Genomic DNA, 19,239 nt, shown 5'->3' with positions numbered 1-19,239 from the left:
AGTATTTCTCTGTGTGTAAGTATTCTACTTAAGCATAGAAAAAGTGGCAATGAAAGCCACTGTGTGCCACATCATTATAGCACATTTTGCTTGATAAACAAAGCAGAGAAGTGGGTTGAACGGACAACCGCAAGGGGAAAGAAAAGGGAAGAGATGAAGTGTGTCCCCTGGTGACCTGGGCCATCAGGGGACACACTTCATCTCGCATAGTTTGGCTAGAAACGATTCCCGGGAATCGGTCCCCCCATAGGAATGTTTGAGTTGGGAACGCCCGGCATATTAGCCATGCCTGGCATACTCGGCATAGGCGCGCCTGCCAGATTGGTTGTGCAGTACGGGCAAAAGGTCCAGCGCAGTTCCAGCAAGCGCTCGCACTTGGGGCAGGAGCGCTTGAGCTTCTGGCCACAGGAGGGGCAGACCTGGAAATCCGACTCGATGCGTGCATGGCAATTGCTGCACGTCTGGCGCTCGGTCATTTCAGCCAGGAGCGACTCTTCTTCCAACTGGCGCTCATAGATCTCGGCCAGGGTCTGGCGGGGGCGCAGAATCATATACACAAAGACGCCCGCAATCGGAAAGATGGCGACAGCGACGGTAGAGATAATCTGCAGGAGGAAGTCTTGCGTGCGCGCGCGAATGTCGCGAAACGTCCAAATAACGGTGCTCAGCCAGAATACTACCAGGAAGGCCACCATACAAGCGACCATAGGACCAACCAGGTTTTGCAGTGTTGTGAGCCAGCCAGGCTGGGTAGTGGCCAGGGAGGTGCTCAGATTTGCATATACAAAATTCACAGGACAGACGCCCCTTTCAGAAAATAGAATAAAGTACTATTTACTACTCGCAACTTTTGCTTGCGTCGCTCCACTATTTTTTATCTGGATTAACGAGTTACATACACTCTCTTACAACGTTCGTTTCCCCTAGCATGATGACGACATAGGACTATAAGCTGGCAGAGTTTTTGCTATCTTCTTTATATAATACTCTACAAACGCCATATAATCACCTATGAATACCTCCCTGGCCCTTCGCACCTGCATCCACATACCCTTACCCGCCGGGGGTGTGAAGGCTGCTGAGCTAGTCTCAGCGGTTGAGGCAGAATGATTCCTGTTGGCTCTCAAGCCTGGTAAATAGCCTCTCTCTAATATATATCGAGAGGGATACGAAAAAGGAACATTTTCGTAACTTACCCCAACCTATAGGCTAGGTGCCGACGCTGCAAAAGCAAGCGTCTACATATAATGGCCCTGCATATCGCCTCTGATGTCCTCTCCCAGAATAATAATATGTTTGTGAAGGCCAGTCCTGGGCAAGCCCATGCCAGCAAGGACCCCGCATACTCTTTTATTCTCCAGTGCTGGGCATGATGTTGTGGGCCGGGCGGATGCCCGGCCCACAACATCATGCCCAGCACTTTAAGATTCTAAGCAAATTCTAATGTAGTTCGAAAAACAGGACTTAACTCTTACTAGTTTAGATGTTTTAAAGGTGATATGATAGTTTCTAACTAGAGGTTTATCATGAAGGCTGCGGTTATAGCGCCAGTGAGAATATGGTAGACCTGTATCTGGCCCCGCTTCAGCCGCAAGCGGAACGTGTAGCCAGAGAAACATATAGGTAGGAAACTTGTGCGGTTCTGAGCATTATGCTACAATAGAACACTAGTTCAAAGGCCCTATAAGGAGGTTATTCATGGCGAGTGGTAACTACGCCAGGAAGCGCTCACCACGCCAGCCAGTCGACACGACTTCACCCATACCCGCTCGAGCTACTCGACAATTGCCAGCCGTACAACAGCATCCCTTTGATGATGAAGATATTCTGACGGAATCGCTTCCGCCGCGTACACGCCCTACTCCCACGACCACTGCGGCAATCAGGCGGACGACAGCGGAGGCACAGCGCCAGACGAGTGAGTTCAGGCGGGTGGGCACACCAGCGCCACGTTCGGCGCGCCCATTACAACCAAATAGGAATGCTACACGTAAGCCCGCATCCAAACGTCGCTACCAGGTCATCGACGATTACGCGCCGCATCCATTACACCGGCATCGCCGCTGGCTCAATCCACTCGTCTATAGTTCACTCATTGGCGTTGTCTTCCTGGCTCTCTTGCTCTGGGCCGCTATCGCGCAGCGACCGGGTGCGCCGATGCTCTTACCATACGCGGGAGGACAGGTCTACAATATCCAGGTTGGCGCCGATAAGGCGGGGACCTGGGAGTCCCCTAAACCCGCGCCCCCTAAGGTGCCGGTCCCAACAGGGCCCTACTCGATCCTGGGCAAGCCCACGGTCACCGCCGACTTTATTAATAAGGTGCTGGCTAACGCTGGCTCTCCGGCGGCAGGCAAGGGGCAAGCCATGTATGACCTGGGTGTGCAATATGGCATTGATCCGGTCTTTGGCCTGGCCTTTTTCCAGCATGAGAGCACCTTTGGAAAAAATGGCGAGGCTCGCACTACGATGTCGCTGGGCAATCTGCGCTGTATCCCGGACCATGAGTGCATTGACCAGGACCGTGGCGGCTACGCCAAGTTTAATGGCTGGGAAGATGGCTTTCGCTCATGGTACGCACTTATGCGCAACCTCTACGTCGCCCAATGGGGACGCAGTACCATCGATACTATTATTCCCAAGTATGCTCCCAGCGCGGATAACAACAACGAGGCGGCCTATATCGCTTCAGTGAAGCACGCCGTCGATAACTGGCGCGCTGGCAACATATAATATTGAGTAATTATCGCGCCTCTACGAGGCCTTGAGCCAGAGCTTTGCTCAAGGCCTCAGTCCGGCCTGAGACATTCATCTTCTGGTAGATATTCGCCAGGTGAAAGTTGACGGTACGCTCGCTGACATAGAGCCGGGCCGCGATCTCTTTATTACGCAAACCACGTGCCAGGAGGCGCAACACCTCCAGCTCACGCGTAGTAAGCGCCTCGCTACGCGCTCCCCGTTCACGCTCACGCCCCACACGCGAGAGAAGACGGCCAGCAAGCTGTGGCTGCACCAGGACCTCTCCACGCGCCACTACGCGCAGCGCCTCAGCCAGCTCCTCAGATGAGACATCTTTTAAGAGATAACCATCGGCTCCGGCACGCAAGGTTTCATACAGGTAATCTTCCCGCTCCTGCGTTGAAAGCATCAGGACACGCGTGTTGAGGTTCAATTGCTTGATCTGGCGCAGGGCCTCCAGGCTCTGACCTTCAGGGAGCTGGGCATCGAGCAAGACGACCTGGGGTCCCAGTTCTAATGTCTCGCTCACGGCCTGCACCCCATCTCCAGCCTCACCCACCACCCACAGGTCCGCGTAGCTTTCCAGCAGGTGATGCAGGCCCGCGCGTACGACTGGTTGCGCATCGACTATGAGCAAGCTGAGGCGCGCTTCAGGCTGGGATGGTGCCGAGACAGAAATAGGGGCCGCGGGTTCCGCAGGCACTACTGCTTGCGCTCGTTCATGCTGATAGGGGAGGCGCGCCTGCACACGCGTTCCCTGCGTAAGCACCTCGCTCGTCAAGGTACCCCCCATCGCCTCAAGGCGGGCACGCAGGTCACAATAAATATGTTCGGAGAAGTTTCCTACTCCCTCTTGCACGTCAGACCAGAAGGGCGAAGGATCATCGGGGGTAGGAAGATCCGAGGGCGCGGCTAGCGTTGGGAGTGTGCCATCATCCTCAATCGCCAGGAGGATATCCTCCTGTGTATAAGCTAGTGTCAGGCGCACGCGCCGCGCTCCTTGATGCTGGCGCAGTTGATACAGCGTCTCCTGCGCCAGGAGAAATAGCAGATATTCAGCATGAGTGACGCCCGCGTTCTGGGCGTGTTCCTCCACACCTGTCAGGGTGACCCGGCTGGAGAGTCCAAGCTGCTCGGCAGTAGCATCAACTAGCTGCTCAAGCGCCTCGCCAAGCGTATGCCCTTCTAGCTCGGGCAGGACCAGGTAGTCGCTCGAGGTGCGCGCCAGGTGCAGGGCCTGCCGGGTCATCTGCTCGAGTGAGCATAGATGGCTCGCCAGATCTGGCATGTGTTGCAGGTCTGCACTCGCAGATAGCACCTGGAACTCAATGAGCATAGCGCTCAGTGTCTGGAGAAGTTGCTCATGCTGCTGTTCTTGTGAGTGCGCATTCTCGCTTGCCATATTTTTCTCTCTTAGTTTTAATGCCATGTGTACATTCCTGGCTTGACCTCTCGCGCCTGCGGCGCTCGCCTGGGTAAGTGGTGTGGTGCCGTAGCCGCGTACGCGGCTACGGCACCACACCACTTACCCCATTTTTTCCTATTAGATGGCCTGGACGGCAATGGAGCGTAGGGCTAGTTTGCCGTTCTGGACGTCGATCTGGACGGTGTCGCCGTCGCGCACGGAACCATCGAGAATAGCGCGCGCGATACGGTTCTCGACCTCCTTCTGGATCGTCCGTTTGAGTGGACGGGCGCCGAAGTGGGGGTCGTAGCCCTCCTCGGCCAGGTAGTCCTTAGCGGCATCGGTCAGTTGGAGCGTGATATGGCGCTCGGCCAGGCGTGGGCGCAAGCGGTTGATCTGGATATCGACGATGTTGCGCACCTGCTCCTTGCTGATGGGATGGAAGATGATGACCTCGTCGATACGGTTGATAAACTCGGGTCGGAAGCCCTCCTCGCGCAGGCGCTGGCGCACCGAGCGCTGTACGTCTTCCTCGTCCATGCCATCATACTCATGCAACCAGGCTGTGCCGACATTACTGGTCATGATAACGACGGTGTTACGGAAGTCGACCGTACGCCCCTGGCCATCCGTCAAACGCCCATCATCTAATAGCTGCAACAGAACGTTAAAGACTTCGGGCGCGGCCTTCTCGATCTCGTCAAGCAGGATCACACTATAGGGGTGGCGGCGCACAGCCTCGGTGAGCTGGCCGCCTTCTTCGTAGCCCACATATCCAGGAGGCGCTCCGATCAGGCGCGAGACCGAGTGTTTCTCCATGTACTCTGACATATCAATACGCACCATGGCCTGCTCATCATCAAAGAGGAACTCGGCCAGGGCACGCGCCAGCTCGGTTTTACCGACGCCGGTCGGGCCCAGGAAGAGGAAGCTCGCCAGCGGACGATTGGGGTCTTGCAGGCCCGCACGCGAGCGACGTATGGCATCTGAGACCGCCTCAAGTGCCTGCTCCTGGCCCACAACACGCTCACGCAAACGCTCCTCCATGTGCAGGAGCTTCTGTACCTCGCCCTCCATCATTTTGGAGACGGGGATATGCGTCCATTTCGAGACGATATTCGCGACATCCTCGGCATCCACCTCTTCTTTGAGCATACGCGAGGACCCTCCAGTCGAAAGCTTGGCCTCCATCGCCTGGATACGTTCCTCAAGCTCTTTGATGGTACCATAGCGCAGGCGCGCCATGCCCTCGTAGTCATAGGAGCGCTCGGCCTGCTCGTACTGAACCTGGGCTTCTTCAAGCTGCTTCTTGAGTGACCTCAGCTCATCCACGGGAGCGCGCTCGCTCTCCAGGGCCAGTTTCAGGGAGCGCAGTTGCTCATTCAAATTGGCGATATCCGCCTCAACACGCTCGCGGCGCTCACGGCTGGCGGGATCGGTCTCTTTCTTCAGCGCCTCCTGTTCCACCTGTAACTGGCGTATGCGGCGGTCCAGGGCATCAATCTCGGTTGGTGTGCTATCCAGCTCCACACGACGATGACTGGCCGCCTCATCGATCAGGTCAATGGCTTTATCGGGCAGGAAACGGTCTGTGATATAGCGATTTGAGAGCATGGCTGCGGCCACAATGGCGCTATCCTGAATGCGTACGCCATGATGGACCTCGTAGCGTGGTTTCAGGCCACGCAGAATACTAATGGTATCCTCAACACTGGGTGGATCGACCAGCACTGGCTGGAAACGACGCTCAAGCGCGGCGTCCTTCTCAATATGTTTGCGATACTCATCGAGCGTGGTCGCGCCAATACAATGCAGCTCACCACGTGCCAGCATTGGCTTGAGCATGTTTGAGGCATCCATGGCGCCCTCAGCGGCTCCCGCTCCGACAAGAGTATGCAACTCATCGATAAAGAGGATAATGCCGCCCTGGGCACTGGTGACCTCCTTCAGGACCGCTTTGAGTCTTTCTTCAAACTCGCCACGGAACTTGGCGCCTGCAACCAGAGCGCTCAGGTCCAGGGTCACGACCTGCTTATTCTCCAGCGTCTTAGGGACATCACCACGCACAATACGCTGGGCCAGGCCCTCTACAATGGCTGTTTTTCCAACGCCAGGCTCGCCGATCAAGACGGGATTATTCTTCGTGCGGCGGCTCAGCACCTGGATTACGCGCCGGATCTCTTCGTCGCGCCCAATGACGGGATCAAGCTTTCCCTCGCGCGCCGCCGAGGTCAGGTTACGCCCATACTTCTCCAGCGCCTGATATTTCCCCTCGGGATTCTGATCGGTCACGCGCTGCGCACCTCTAATGGATGTCAAAGCCTGTAAGACAGAATCGCGACTCAAGCCAGCAGATTGCAGGGCTTTGCGCGCCTCGGTATCGCTGTCGAAGAGCGCCAGGAGCAGATGCTCGACGCTCATATATTCATCTTTAAATTTCCCCATCTCGCTCCACGCATCATCCAGGACTTTGTGCAAGCGAGGTGAGATGCCAGGATCACTGCCGCCATAGACGCGCGAGAGTCGATCCAGGTCGCTCTCGACACGGCGCAGAACGGCCTGCGTGCTTCCACCAGCTTTTTGAATAACCTGGGGTACAACCCCGCCCTCTTGCAACAGGAGTGCGTTCAGCAAATGCTCTGGCTCTACCTGCGCATGATTGCGGCTACGCGCAATCTCCGATGCCTCATATATGGCCTCGCGGGCTTTCTCTGTAAAGCGCTCTATTTTCATATGCAGCCTCCATCGCACCCTGAAATGTTTTTTTACGCTATCACTATACTACAATGAGTAGTAATCTAGCAAGAAGTTTGAGTGCTTATCTATCAAACTTTAACGTTTCTTTGTGGGCTATTTATTCCCACATCTGCTAGGAAATTGAGAAACGCCCCGCTCCGGTAGGGGGTGCGTCTAAAGGCGATAATGAGTTTTAACATTCAAAGCAGGTAAGCTGGATAACGGCTCTGTAGGGTCCATGCTGGCATGGACTGCGAGCGTAGCGATGACCGGCAGCGGTTAGGTATCGGCCTGCGGGCCTCGGCAGTCCATGCCAGCATGGACTCTACAATTTGCTACCTACTTTTGTTGTTAAAATTCATAATCGCCTGTAGGCACAGCCTATACGTTTCCTTGATTGTATTGCCTACCCACGACAAAACCAGGCTTGCGCCGCACTGCCATGAATGGCATTCGGACGCGCTAAAGCGGTTCCCTACCGGTTTGGGAAGCCGCCTCGCGTGGCTGAAATGAATCGCTAAAACGCTGTAGGCACGAAGGTTTTTAAGAACGTCCTAGAAATTTGCAATAATATAGAAGCTTTGTTACCATAACATAAGAGTAGAAAGATATGCAAACAAGTAAATCCGGTTTATGTTGAGAGGGAGGGGTCAGTGTCTCACCAACAAGCTACGTCTAAGCCTGCCAGTCATGTGATCTCGCGCAAGGCCCGCATCTGGCCGGAGATTCCCCAGGAGAAGGTTCTGTTACCTAGCCCGCCACAGCTCCCACAGGGACCACAGGTGGGGACACTTTCTTTTGTGCTTTTTAATCTGCTGGGCATGGGACTCTATGTGCTTATCTTTAGTACCTTCAAAATTGGGGGAGGCGCTCAGTTCTTTTTGCTGCCATTTATCGCCATTTCGGGTATGATGGCGCTGGGGACCGTGGCGAATTTCCTGGTACAGCACTTCAGCACGAGGCGTAAGAGTAAGGCATTGATGGAGCGCTATGAGGCACAGCTACAGAAGATAGAGCAGAGACTCCAGAGCTTGCACTGGAAAGAACGGCAGGCACGCCTGGACCTTGATCCGCCACTTCTTCCCCCCAGGCCTGAGCAACAACTCTATCAGGGCCTGAGCATCGTGCCCTTGATAGAGCGTGGCTTCGATGAACAGGATACACAGCTCTGGGCGCGCAAGCCAGATGATCCAGATTTCCTCACTGTGCGCATCGGCATGGGCAACCAGCCAGCTACGTATGAAGTTCAGACTCCTCCCACGGCAAACACTTTCCCCGACCAGCCGCGCCTGGAGGCCTCCCTGGCGCGTGTCCAGGCCTTACAGGAGAGACATAGCACGTTAAAGGTCCCCATCACAGTCAAGCTCAACGAACCAGGGCCTATCGCGCTAGTGGGGACACGCGACAGGCTTGAGGCGGCGCGTGAGTTGCTACAGGCCATGGTTTGCCAACTTGTCTATCACCATTCACCTGAAGAGGTGCGCATCATCATCCTGACACCACGCTCACAGGAGCAGGCCTGGCGCTGGGCAACGGCTCTGCCTCATACGGTACTATATGATCCACGCCAGGCAGAAGAGGTGGTGGACGAGAGTAATCAGAGACACGCCGTCGCCATTGGCGCGGGGGCGATCCTTGAGCATTTGCCCTTAATCTCGCGGGAGCTGGGGCGGCGCGAACTCCTGCTTGGCGACACACGCCGGGAGGAAGGGCAACACCTCTTACCTCACCTGGTAATTATCGTTGACCACTTCGATCTCTGGCAGGATCTAGATCAACCCTCGGCTCCGCAGCCCGTGGTCTCGCCCCATAACTCTATTCAGCGCACTGGCTCGCTTGAGCACCGGCCTCAGCTCTCCGTCTCTCCCCTCAAGCGCCCCGAGATGACGCTGGCGCTCAGCGGACCTACAACCCTGGGGGTCTCAGTGCTCTGCCTCTGCGCACACAAGGCGGATGTCCCCATGAACAGCAACCTGCTGGTGGATATCACACACATTCAGGATGATAAGCAGGCAGGAAAGGGGAGTTATACACACCAGGCGCAGGTGCGCCGGCTCTGTCCCAATCCGCCACCCGCTATTACATGCGACGAGGTAGATGGCGTGCCCTTGCAGGCATTGAGCTACTTCTCACAGCGCATGTTCCCGCTGCATGTCAACCGCACTAAACGCCTGGAGTTGCGCACGCAGGTCGATCTGCGCACGCTCTTCGAGCCGCCACTTGACCTGCTCTACTATGACCCCTTCGCCTACTGGAGCGATCCTATGTTCCGTGGACGCGACGCGAAGGGCAAAGAGATGCCCATGATGCGTATTCCCATTGGGACGAAGATAGGTGATGAAATTCAATATCTGGACCTGCTCAAGGATGGCCCTCATGGCCTGCTCATCGGGCAGACTGGTTCAGGCAAGAGCGAGCTGCTCCAGACCATTATCATGGCGCTCTCCATCATCTATCGCCCCAATGAGGTCAATTTTCTGCTGATCGACTATAAAGCGGGGCTGGCGCTGGAGCCTTTCCGCCATTTGCCGCATACCATCGGCTTTCTCTCCAACGTCTCCTCGCCCGCGCTCATCCAACGCTTTATTACGATGTTACGAGCCGAGGCCATGCGTCGCGAGATCCGCCTGAAAGAAGGCAAGAAATCGCCGCGCCTCATCATCATCATTGACGAGTTTGCCGAGATGGCCAAGCAGACCGATTCTGTTCTAGATGAGCTCTTCACGATCACACGCGTTGGGCGCGAGATTGGCATGCACCTGCTCCTGGCATCACAGCGACCCGAGGGCATTATCGCCACGCGCGTCCGAGACTATGTCCAGTACAGACTCTGCCTGCGCTGCGCCTCGCCGGAGGACAGCCGAGAGATCCTGCGTCGCGTCGATGCCGCCTACCTGCCCGCTAGCATTCCAGGGAGAGGCTATCTCCTGCATGGAGACAATCAGCTTGATCTCTTCCAGGCGGCCCGCGTCTCTATCCCTGTCACCCTCGACCAGCTCTATATTAAACCCAATGGGATCGAAACCCCAGTCGATCCCACCAACGACGTCCTGATCGCCCAGCTAGCAGCAGAAAAGTAATTTTGTGGTGGAGGATGCACGCTGACAGCCGTTGGCTGTCAGCGTGCATCCTCCACCACAATAGAAAGAGAGAGAAAGATGAGCACCCCCCATTTACAAACATTTCAGAATGCACAGACGGTTGCCGAGGTTCTGGTTGGGCGCATTACCGAAACCTACTCGCGCGAGGATGCGCGCAAGGCTGGCATTTACTACTGGCCGGAGCCGCTGCCAACGCCCAGCCAGCCCCTTGATCCCGATCCATTGATTCTTTTTCGTCCCGGGGGCGAGCATGAACAGCTAGCAGGCTCCCGTCCTGGGCGCGTATCGCTTGTGCGCGGAAGTATCGCCGAGTTTCTTGCCAAGCATGAGCGAGAACGTCTCAAACCAACAATGCAGCTTCCCCTGGGCCTTGTAGACAAGCCTGAGCAGCAGAAGCAGGAGGCGCTTATCGTCGATCTGCATGGTTCAGCGGGAGCTTTGAGCGGCGGCCCGCTTTTGATCGCAGGCGCGCAACATAGTGGCAAGAGTACGGCACTGCAAAGCATTCTGCTCTGGCTCACCACGTACTATGGCCCCAACCAGTTGCGCTGTGCCATCATCGACCCACACCATGAACTGGATGTCTTTCGCGAACTGCCTCATCTCCTTGATGGCGAAGGGCATCAGCTCTGGACTGATGGCAGCAGCGACGAGAAACTGGAGGAGTTCGCGCGAAACATGCATGGTCTGCTGGCCAAACGGCGCGAGGCATTCCCTGAGCAGCGTTGGACCGAGAACAGTCTGGGTCAGCTCTGGACGCAAGGACATATTATTCCCCAGGTACTACTCATTATCTGTCACTATCACAGCTTTGCCGAGCGCTTCAACGCCGCAATAACGCTAAAGAAGCTTGCTCTAGCGATGGCCGAGGCTCGTACCATGGGAATGTACCTGGTGGTCAGCAGCGCCGAGGTAGGGTACCGCTTCCTCTCGTCAGAGCTGATGGGAAAATTTGGCACCAGCATCGGACTGTACCTCAATGAGCTCCAGCGCTTAGACCTCTTTGGGCGTCCCCCCATCCTGCCGGACCCCATTCCTGGTCGTGGCCTAATCCTGGCACCAGATCGCAGCATTCACCAGGTGCAACTGGCCCTGCCCATTGCAGGCCCCAGCGAGAGCGTGCGCTACGAAATACTCAAGCATGAGATCGCCAAACTCGCTACACGCTATAACGCTTGAGCACGGAGTCCACTACTGTGACACTCCGCGTCGGCTAAAGCCGAGCAGCTTCTGACACTGTGCCGTAGTCGGATTCGTGAGATAGGTGGCGTAGCCATTACTCAAAGTGAATCCGTAGTTGGGACGCAATATCTGAGAGGGGCGCGCCCATCCGGCGCCTTCCTCTCTGGGCGGTGCCATGCCCGTTGGCATGATCTCCACGCCTTGCCGCAGGGAGAGATGGTCCCTGCTGGCGTTTGGCATCCTGGGAGATCCCAACACCTGAGCCTTTCGGCTCCCTCTTCGCATGTCGCATCAGAGCATGAGGCTTTTCCTTCAACGGTGCTTGCGTACGCTCGATCAAACGCTGTCCGACTCTCAGGCTGGCATTGCGGTCGGCATGGTCGCGCATCTGGCACTGTGGGCAGAAGCAGAGGGCGGCGCCGGGAGTATAGCCCTCCTGGGGTTGTCCCTGGTTGTAGCGCACGACCAGGCCATGACAACGATGGCATTCCCGGCTGGTATTGCGCGGATTGACACGGGTCGTGATGAGACCGCCTGCATTCCACGCCTTGTACTTTGCGTAGCGGAAAATGCGGCCCTTCATCCAGTAGGCGCGTTTCGTATTGCCCCGACGCGAATACGTGCCCTGCTCTGGTCGCAGGTTGCCTAGATGCTCGAAGACGAGAATACTCGCCTCGTGCTTGGTGGCGAACTGGACAATGCGGCTGCTCACCAGGTGCGCGATCTGTTCGTCCACGTGCCTGATTTTGGCCCAGAGGTCGGCATTGTCCTGTTCGTTCTCGGCCATGATGCCAGTCTGAGATCGGTTGCGTGCAATACGTCCAAGCAATTTCTTCCTACAGCCCGATACCGCTGTGCCATTCCCAATGAAGGAAGTAGCCAGGATGGTGCCGTCAACCGTCTGGACGCTGCACACAGCTACGTGATGATCAAGATTGAGATCCACCGCGCAGAGACGTCTATCGGCGGCGGTGAGTTGCTCTCTGACGTTTGCAGGAGCCTCGAATGTCTTCTCAATGGGAGTATGCAACCACCAGCGATCTCCCTTGCGGACGAGTTGCGGACTGCCCATCTCGAAGCCATCAGGGAGATCGCGACCGAGCGTGTGTAGTTTGAGCCAGGACCAGCACGAGCCGGTCCAGACTTTGAGCATGATAGAATGGGTACGACGCTCGCGCCAAAGGCTTGCGTAGAAGGGAGCTGACTTCTTCCATGATCGGGGTGGGACTGGTGGCCGCACCCTGAACAGCCTCTTCTTGCCCTTCTTCGTTTGTTTGGCTTCGTGTTTCTCCTTATGTGCTCGCCATGTTTTGAGAGAGGAGAAGAAGGAGCGAGCCGAGCCGAGCGCGGCATTGATGGCGGCACGTCGGAACAGAGCAGGGATATCTGGCGCGAGATCGGTGAGCGGCATGATCGGATTGGGGTTGGACTCCGTTGTATGCGTGAGTTTCTCCAGGGCAGTGAGAGCCTCCTTATTTTTGAGGGCAAGAAGACCTTCGTGTGCCTGGATACAGTCGAAATAAAAGGCCACGACGCGATTGAAGAGGACCTGGTTTGCCGCGAAGTAGGCAGCATACTGCGGCGGATAGTGTAATGCCTGCCTGATGGTTTTCGTGGCTTTTGCCATGTTCAGCCCCTCCTCTCGCAAAATAGATGGTATCTCTCTTCGAGAATACCAGACTGATGTGAAATTGTCAAACATGCGTTCTATAGAGTACTCTCTTGTACAAGGGCTCAAGCCCAAGAACACGCCTCACCACGGTCGAAAGAACCGTGGCTTGCGGCGGGCTAAAACCCTATCCAGTCATAGCGGCTACTGTGGAGCTGCCAAACACAGACGCACCATGTACCGGTGGCGTCTCTGTAATTTGGTTTGGGAAGTTAATTTGCTTTGTTAGAGGGGATTTGTGGTGGGAAAACGGAGAGGGAAGGAAGGCGTGTGAGTTCGCAGGCACAAGACACCACGAAGAGACAGGTAATAATGGACAAAGAAAACCATCGAACATCCACGCCCAATACGTGGAGGCGCAAACGCCCTCGGTACCGGATGTGGGAGGTTTGTATATGACCCTGACAAGGGGTTGGGCCTATACAAACCCATCACATTGCGTGACCTTATATGAAGCGTCACCTCTCAAATACACAGTAATTGTGTATGTATCCTGCCGGTTCAGGAAATTAGTGAATGCCGTTGAGGCGGCTCACGTGGCCGCTGCTGTCATCCAGCATATTCTGCAAAGCACCGTTGTAGCGCCCCATCTGATCGGTGATGTTGGCGACGTTGGTGGTCCAGCTATTCAGTGAATCCTGAAAGTTCGCAACCTGGTTGCCATTGAAAGAGTTGTTCAAGAGGTTGTTCGCTACATGAAAGTCCTTCAAGACATTTGTCAGGTTAGCCTCAATGTTGCTCAGATTAGAAATCAGGACACTAAGGCTTTCGAGGTCTAGAATTGTACCTGCCATTCTGAATATTCTCCTTACTACGTATCTTTTATATTATTCTGGCCTTCTGACGTTTATACTGGCCATTAACGGATTTCTTCAGTCCGTTGTTGACACTTTACCAGAGTATATTTTTAAAGTCAATACATTTTTACACTAAAATATCGTAAATTAATATATTTTAATTGCAATTATATACAAATATATTACTTTATCTATATACTTTGCATAAAATGCAATCAGGACATGGGCGATATGAAACGACCTTCAAACTCAGGTGTTCTTCATGTAATGATTGTTCACAGGGATAGGCATGGTGGCGAGTTGGCTATTAGATAGAGAAAGAAGAAGAATTTTCTGGTGATTGTGTTATACTTTTCTCACTATGCAAGAGAACAAGCTCGAACCATCGCTTGAGAGGGCCATAAGCGCCCAGGGGCCAGTTTTGGCGCCCGAGGCGCACCAGTTGGGAGCAGCTATCGAAAGCCTGCTCTTCGTCTCTGGACGCCCCTTAGAACGTGCGGAGCTGCGCAAGTTGCTGGGTGTCGGGAATGAGCAATTGGAGCCCGGCATCAGGGCGCTGGAGTCGACGCTTCAGAATGGACAGCGAGGGATTCGCCTCCAGCGGCTGGGTGAACAGGTGCAGCTTGTCACCGCGCCAGAGAATGCGCATTATGTCGCGGCCCTGCTGGGGCTTCCCATGAGCGCGAAGCTGACGAATGCAGCCCTGGAAACGTTAGCGGTCATCGCTTACCGCCAGCCCATGACGCGCAGCCAGATTGAAGCCGTGCGCGGCGTGAACAGCGACCGTGCGCTGGCAAGCCTGCTGCAACACGGGCTGGTGGCTGAAGTCGGTCGCGCCCAAACAGTGGGACGCCCGGCGCTCTTCGCGACCACCGCCGAGTTTCTACAGCAATTCGGCCTGACCAGCCTGGAGGAGTTGCCACATATCGACCTGGCAACCCAGCAGATGCGTACTGTGCCAACTGAGACGGCGGAACAAAGTATGCTCAACGGCGAGAGCGGCCAACCTGGCCACAATTCCGCCGCCAGCCAGCCAAATCTCCCTACGTTTCAGGTGCCCCAGGGCACAGACTAAGCTGGCGCCTGATTTATTTATTTTGCGGCGGATCGCGAGGAAAAAGGATAACATGCGTATTGGACGACATATGCCCACAGGCTCCAAGCCCCTTAAGGCTATTGAGACCGCCCGGCAGATTGGTTGCCAGGCCATCCAGGTCTTTGCCAGCAATCCCACGGGTTGGAAGCTGCCAGCTCTCGATGAGAAGAGTGGCCAGGCCTTTGCCATGGCGGCATGCAAGCAGGAACTGAATCCCATTGTGCTCCACGCACCCTATTTAATTAACCTGGGCACGCTCGATGCCACCATCTGGGAGAAGTCTATTCTCCTATTGGCCGGTACACTTCAGCGAGGCGCGCAGCTCGGAGCATCCTATGTCGTTTTCCATACCGGGAGTCACCGGGGTGCGGGCGTGCCCACAGGTCTGGCGCGCATCGCGCAGGGCATTGAGCGTGTCATGAACCAGAGTCCCGCCGAGGTCATGCTACTCCTCGAAAACGATGTTGGGGCTGGCAACGCTCTGGGGCATAGCTTTGAACACCTGGCCACTGTTCTCGCGCATCTCCCACAGTATAGCCAGCGCCTCGGCGTCTGCCTGGATACGGCCCACCTCTGGGGCGCGGGGCACGACATAAGTACCCCCCAGGCCGCGCAGCAGGTGCTCCAGCATTTTGATGACACTGTTGGGCTAGCACGCCTCAAGGTGCTACACCTTAATGATACCGCGATGGCCCTGGGCAGCCATAGAGATGTGCATACACGCCTGGGTGAAGGCATTATTCATCCCACTGGTCTGCGCGCCCTGCTCACTGATCCTCGCCTCGCACATGTAGACGTACTTATGGAGACGCCTATTGAGACAGACGAGGATGGCAAAGAGGACTGGGTCCATGACGCGGGACAGATCGCCTACGCCAAAAGCCTGTGTCTCCCCGAAAAGCGCTGCTAAAACTCTTTTAAGGATTTATCCGAGAATGTCCGTGGGAAGCTGCGCTGCGTTACCCCAGGTACCATAGGCGCCCGATTTATCGCGCGCAAGGCGATGAATCGGGCGCCTATGATGCGTGAACATGTTTCGCCTGGTATTCTCAGACTATTTTTTTAAACAGCATTAGCACGCGCATAACGTTTCGGTCCGCTTCAGGGGGTTGGTGTGCCTCCAGGCGTAGAGATGGCAGGCACCACCACTGTCACGGTGACTGGCTGAGGGCTTCCTACGATAGCGGTCCCGCCTTGCGTGGCAGTCACTTGAAGCGTCGCGCTATAGGTGCCCGTGCTCAATGTGGGATCCACCAGGGTCACGGTAAAGGTTGTGCTCGCGCCCGGTGCTACAGTGACCGTTTGCGGCGTGACGCTCAACCAGCCTGAACCAGTACTATAAGAAGTCTCTAGCATGATGATGATATTCCCCTGGCAGGTGTTCGCGACTGCGAGCGAAAATTGTGCAGTGGTTATGGATGGAGATAGATCCAGGCTTGTTGGCACCGCGGACTGAATACTGCAAGGCGCTACGATGTTCAACCGCACAGTGATGCTATGGGGGGCGCCTGTCGTGGTCCCGGTATCCGCGTCAAAGGTGGAGAGGGAGACAGCCCCCTGGTAGACTCCAGGTGAGAGGCTAATGCTGCTTGCGCTCACGGTAAGAATCGTTGAGGCACCAGGATCCAGCCCGCCAATTTTTTTACTCACGCTTAACCAGTTCCCGCCGCTGGTCGCGCTGGCCTGCCAAGCGAGAGACTGCGCGCAGGAGGCAGGTTCTTGCAGTGTGATGGAACGCTCAACCGGCGTAGACTGATTGGCGGGCAGAGTAAGAGAGAGCGTTCCAGGCGTCACACTGATATCGCACGTAGCGGGTGGTTGAATCACCAGATTCACTGGAAGCACGCGCTCACTTCCAGCTACCGGGTGCCCAGCCGCGTCCAGGCTCTTGATGCTCAGAGAGCCATTATACGTCCCCGGCCCCAGAGCTCCAGCGGGCTGGGCAGAGATGTGCAAGGCCAGCGACTTGCCTGGATTGAGGGAACCCGCGGCGGGAGAGACACTCAACCAGGAGCCACCAGAGGAGGTAGAGGTTGTGGCTTTCCACACCAGCCTGCCTGTGCCGTTATTCGTGAGCGTCACATCTTGTCCGGCCGCTGTCGCCTGCCCCTGAATTGTGGTTAGTGAGACCCGAGTCCTGGAGAGCGTGATCGCAGGCACTGGCACGGTTGCTTGTAATGACAGGGTGACTGGTAGTGGCTGCACTCCCGAGGGAGATGAAAAGAAAAGGGTAGCATGATAGTCACCTGGCCCAAGCGCGGAGGAGTCAACACTCACCTGGAAGGTGCTGGGGAGTGTTCCCTGATCTGCATCGAGGTGCAACCAGTTGGCATCGCTCTTGACACTCCAATTCACGGGACCACTACAACCCTTTGTGCCTCCAAGCTTAAGAGATTGCGCCTGGGGCAGTGCTCCTTGATAGGTCCCTGTAAATGTAAGACTGGTGGGAGCGGCCTGCAAGAGACAGCCCTGAGTGACGGTCACGCTCACAAAAAGCTTTTGCGGGCTACCAGGCACATCCTGCCCATCCCAATCCTGCCCCCGTAGAGTCACCGCTGCTTGATAGATCCCCGGCAACAAAGCGTGTGTATCGACTGAGAGGCGCAGGTTCCCATGTTCACCTGAGACCAGGGTGTGTGTCGCTGGATCAGCTTTTAGCCAGGAGGCATCGCTGGTCGCGCTCCAGTTCAGTGAGCGGATTCCAGCATTCAAGAGAGTAACATCCTGTGGGGAAGGCGAGCTATCTCCATCGGCTGCCAGGAAGGAAAGCACAGGAGGACTGACGCTCAGTGCTCCAGACGAGAAAAACGGCGCGGAGACGACCCGGATGCGCGTCGTCAATCCATTGTTGCCCGCATCCGAGGTAAAGGCGACATGCCCGTTGTAGGCTCCAGGCTGCATATGTGAGCGATCAATTGCGATAAAGAGGCGCATACTCTGTCCACTGATGAACGTCCCGCGCGCCGGGCTAATCTTGAGCCAGTCCTGGTCGGATTTCGCCTGCCAGTTAATCGCTCCACTGCCCGTGTTTGAGAGAGTCAGCGTTTTCACCCCGTTGGTAATGGTGTCGCCAGTACCAAAATCAAAGGCCTCACTGGAGAGGTGCAGGTGTGCCGGGCGTAGCACGCCTCCTTTCCCCTTTACCAAAAGAGAGAAGGTGGCAAATGTATGCGTCTGCGCATCCTCGGCACGTAACGTATGCCAGCCCTGAGACCACTCGCTCAAGGCAACCACCGTATCCGTAAAATTTCCCTGCTGATCAGCCTGAATGATAGCTTTACCCACGGTATCCACAACAGGGAAGCCATGGTCACGAGAGAGGCCAACCTGACTCCCGGGCGAGAAATGCGACCCATGTAGCGTCAGCGTCGCGCCAGCAGTAACAGTGCCAGGTGAGATCTGGAGCGTCATCCGCGTGGGGCCTGCGCCAAAGGCGGAGAAGACACCAAAACTGCCTCCCGCGACCAGTACAACCATGACCAGGCAGGAGAACCAGAAAAAGAGCGTCGGTGAGATAGACCGTCGTGTCGCGGTTCGTGGCTTAGGAGGCACGGAGGATTCAACGTGTGCTATCGCATTACGCACCTCTTTATACCAGGTGCTAGCATAGCTCTCAGGCACCAGGATAGAGGTCTCTGAAAGTTCTGGCTGCTCTTCATCTTCCGGAAGAACCTGGATACGAGGTACATGGTGGTACGCATCCTGAAGTGGGTCCTGAAGAGTAACCGCCTCATCGCTTTCAAGAGACGCAAAAGGGCTGCTCACGGCACTCAAAGCGGGATGGAGATGTTCGTACAGTGGGATGGTTTGCGCCTGGTCTTCCGGGCATATATGCTCACAGGGAACCACGGAGCCGCCACATAAGGGGCAAAAGATAGCATCCTCCTGCAATTGCGCGGCGCAATGAGGGCAAGATATCAACATGAGTCGTGGTCCCTCTTTTTTCTGTTCTTACGCAAACGCGGTGTGCACCTTTTTGCTGTGACGCCTCCCACCCTGGTTAGTGGTAAGATGCAGCAGCCCGCTACTTGCGTACGCGGCTACTGGGGCTACGCCCTTGCGTACGTGGCTACTTGCACCCATCACACTCCCTACCCGAAAGAACTTGCACATGGCGCTATCAATGCATCTATATAGTAAGACGCGCTTTCATGGCATTTTGTGACGCCCACTTTGGATTCTTAGAATTTTTTCCTATTGATGCGCGTCACACTCTTCACCTCGTTCCAAATTGTCGTAATTTCGCAGGGCATAGAGCGACTTTGTCGCGTGGGTGCATTGTCATTCTTCAGTACCAGAGATTACAATGGATAGAGACGCATTGTGCTCGGTCGCAATTTCGCAGATTGGTGGGGCTTGCGATCTAGTATGTAGGGTCCATGCTAGCATGGACTTAAAACCCCACCCAGTGAAAATGTAGCCTATAGAGGAGACAGCCCACGTAGGTCACGTAAGAGTCCATGCCAGCATGGACCCTACATATTACATATCACTAAGCGCGCCACTCCATACAC

Annotated in this window: 11 protein-coding genes; 5 read left to right on the top strand and 6 right to left on the bottom strand. The window is 55.7% G+C overall.

The annotated features are described in order from the left end of the window. Positions 1 to 215 precede the first annotated feature (215 nt). The gene (locus KTE_RS14490) at positions 216 to 794 is read right to left on the bottom strand and encodes a zinc ribbon domain-containing protein (protein ID WP_201381999.1); all 579 of its coding nucleotides are present in this window, start codon (positions 792 to 794) and stop codon (positions 216 to 218) included. Between the two features lie 904 nt (positions 795 to 1,698). Between KTE_RS14490 and KTE_RS14485 the strand changes: the two genes are divergently transcribed. Next, complete coding sequence (locus KTE_RS14485; protein WP_201381998.1) at positions 1,699 to 2,733, top strand: glucosaminidase domain-containing protein; 1,035 nt, start codon at positions 1,699 to 1,701, stop codon at positions 2,731 to 2,733. A 10-nt stretch (positions 2,734 to 2,743) separates the two neighbouring features. Here the strand turns inward: KTE_RS14485 and KTE_RS14480 are convergent, their stop codons facing one another. After that, complete coding sequence (locus tag KTE_RS14480; protein ID WP_201381997.1) at positions 2,744 to 4,141, bottom strand: response regulator transcription factor family protein; 1,398 nt, start codon at positions 4,139 to 4,141, stop codon at positions 2,744 to 2,746. Between the two features lie 141 nt (positions 4,142 to 4,282). Next, positions 4,283 to 6,877 (bottom strand): ATP-dependent chaperone ClpB, encoded by a 2,595-nt coding sequence (clpB, locus tag KTE_RS14475; RefSeq protein ID WP_201381995.1) that lies wholly within the window; start codon positions 6,875 to 6,877, stop codon positions 4,283 to 4,285. 656 nt (positions 6,878 to 7,533) lie between these two features. Between clpB and KTE_RS14470 the strand changes: the two genes are divergently transcribed. Both KTE_RS14470 and KTE_RS14465 read left to right on the top strand, forming a co-directional pair. Next, a complete protein-coding gene (locus KTE_RS14470) occupies positions 7,534 to 9,960 on the top strand; it encodes an FtsK/SpoIIIE domain-containing protein (protein ID WP_201381993.1) in 2,427 nt (808 codons plus the stop codon). Positions 9,961 to 10,038: 78 nt separating this feature from the next. Next, positions 10,039 to 11,160, top strand: a complete 1,122-nt coding sequence (locus tag KTE_RS14465; RefSeq protein WP_201381991.1) for an FtsK/SpoIIIE domain-containing protein — start codon at positions 10,039 to 10,041, stop codon at positions 11,158 to 11,160. A 97-nt stretch (positions 11,161 to 11,257) separates the two neighbouring features. Here KTE_RS14465 and KTE_RS14460 read toward each other — a convergent pair whose 3' ends face one another. Both KTE_RS14460 and KTE_RS14455 read right to left on the bottom strand, forming a co-directional pair. Next, complete coding sequence (locus KTE_RS14460) at positions 11,258 to 12,790, bottom strand: zinc ribbon domain-containing protein (RefSeq protein WP_201381989.1); 1,533 nt, start codon at positions 12,788 to 12,790, stop codon at positions 11,258 to 11,260. A 551-nt stretch (positions 12,791 to 13,341) separates the two neighbouring features. Next, positions 13,342 to 13,626, bottom strand: a complete 285-nt coding sequence (locus KTE_RS14455) for a hypothetical protein (RefSeq protein WP_201381987.1) — start codon at positions 13,624 to 13,626, stop codon at positions 13,342 to 13,344. A 364-nt stretch (positions 13,627 to 13,990) separates the two neighbouring features. Between KTE_RS14455 and scpB the strand changes: the two genes are divergently transcribed. Both scpB and KTE_RS14445 read left to right on the top strand, forming a co-directional pair. Further along, positions 13,991 to 14,704 carry an SMC-Scp complex subunit ScpB gene (gene scpB / locus KTE_RS14450; protein WP_201381985.1) on the top strand — a complete coding sequence of 238 codons (714 nt, stop codon included), beginning with the start codon at positions 13,991 to 13,993 and terminating at the stop codon, positions 14,702 to 14,704. 52 nt (positions 14,705 to 14,756) lie between these two features. Further along, on the top strand, positions 14,757 to 15,635 hold the full coding sequence (locus tag KTE_RS14445; protein ID WP_201381983.1) for a deoxyribonuclease IV: 879 nt from the start codon (positions 14,757 to 14,759) through the stop codon (positions 15,633 to 15,635). Positions 15,636 to 15,826: 191 nt separating this feature from the next. Here KTE_RS14445 and KTE_RS14440 read toward each other — a convergent pair whose 3' ends face one another. Beyond that, positions 15,827 to 18,649 carry a choice-of-anchor D domain-containing protein gene (locus tag KTE_RS14440; protein ID WP_201381981.1) on the bottom strand — a complete coding sequence of 941 codons (2,823 nt, stop codon included), beginning with the start codon at positions 18,647 to 18,649 and terminating at the stop codon, positions 15,827 to 15,829. Between the last annotated feature and the right edge of the window lie 590 nt (positions 18,650 to 19,239).

The sequence above is a fragment of the Ktedonobacter sp. SOSP1-85 genome (genome assembly GCF_016587415.1).
Taxonomy (GTDB): domain Bacteria; phylum Chloroflexota; class Ktedonobacteria; order Ktedonobacterales; family Ktedonobacteraceae; genus Ktedonobacter.
Note: the sequence above shows the minus strand (reverse complement) of the source record. Positions and strands in the feature narration are given on the sequence as shown.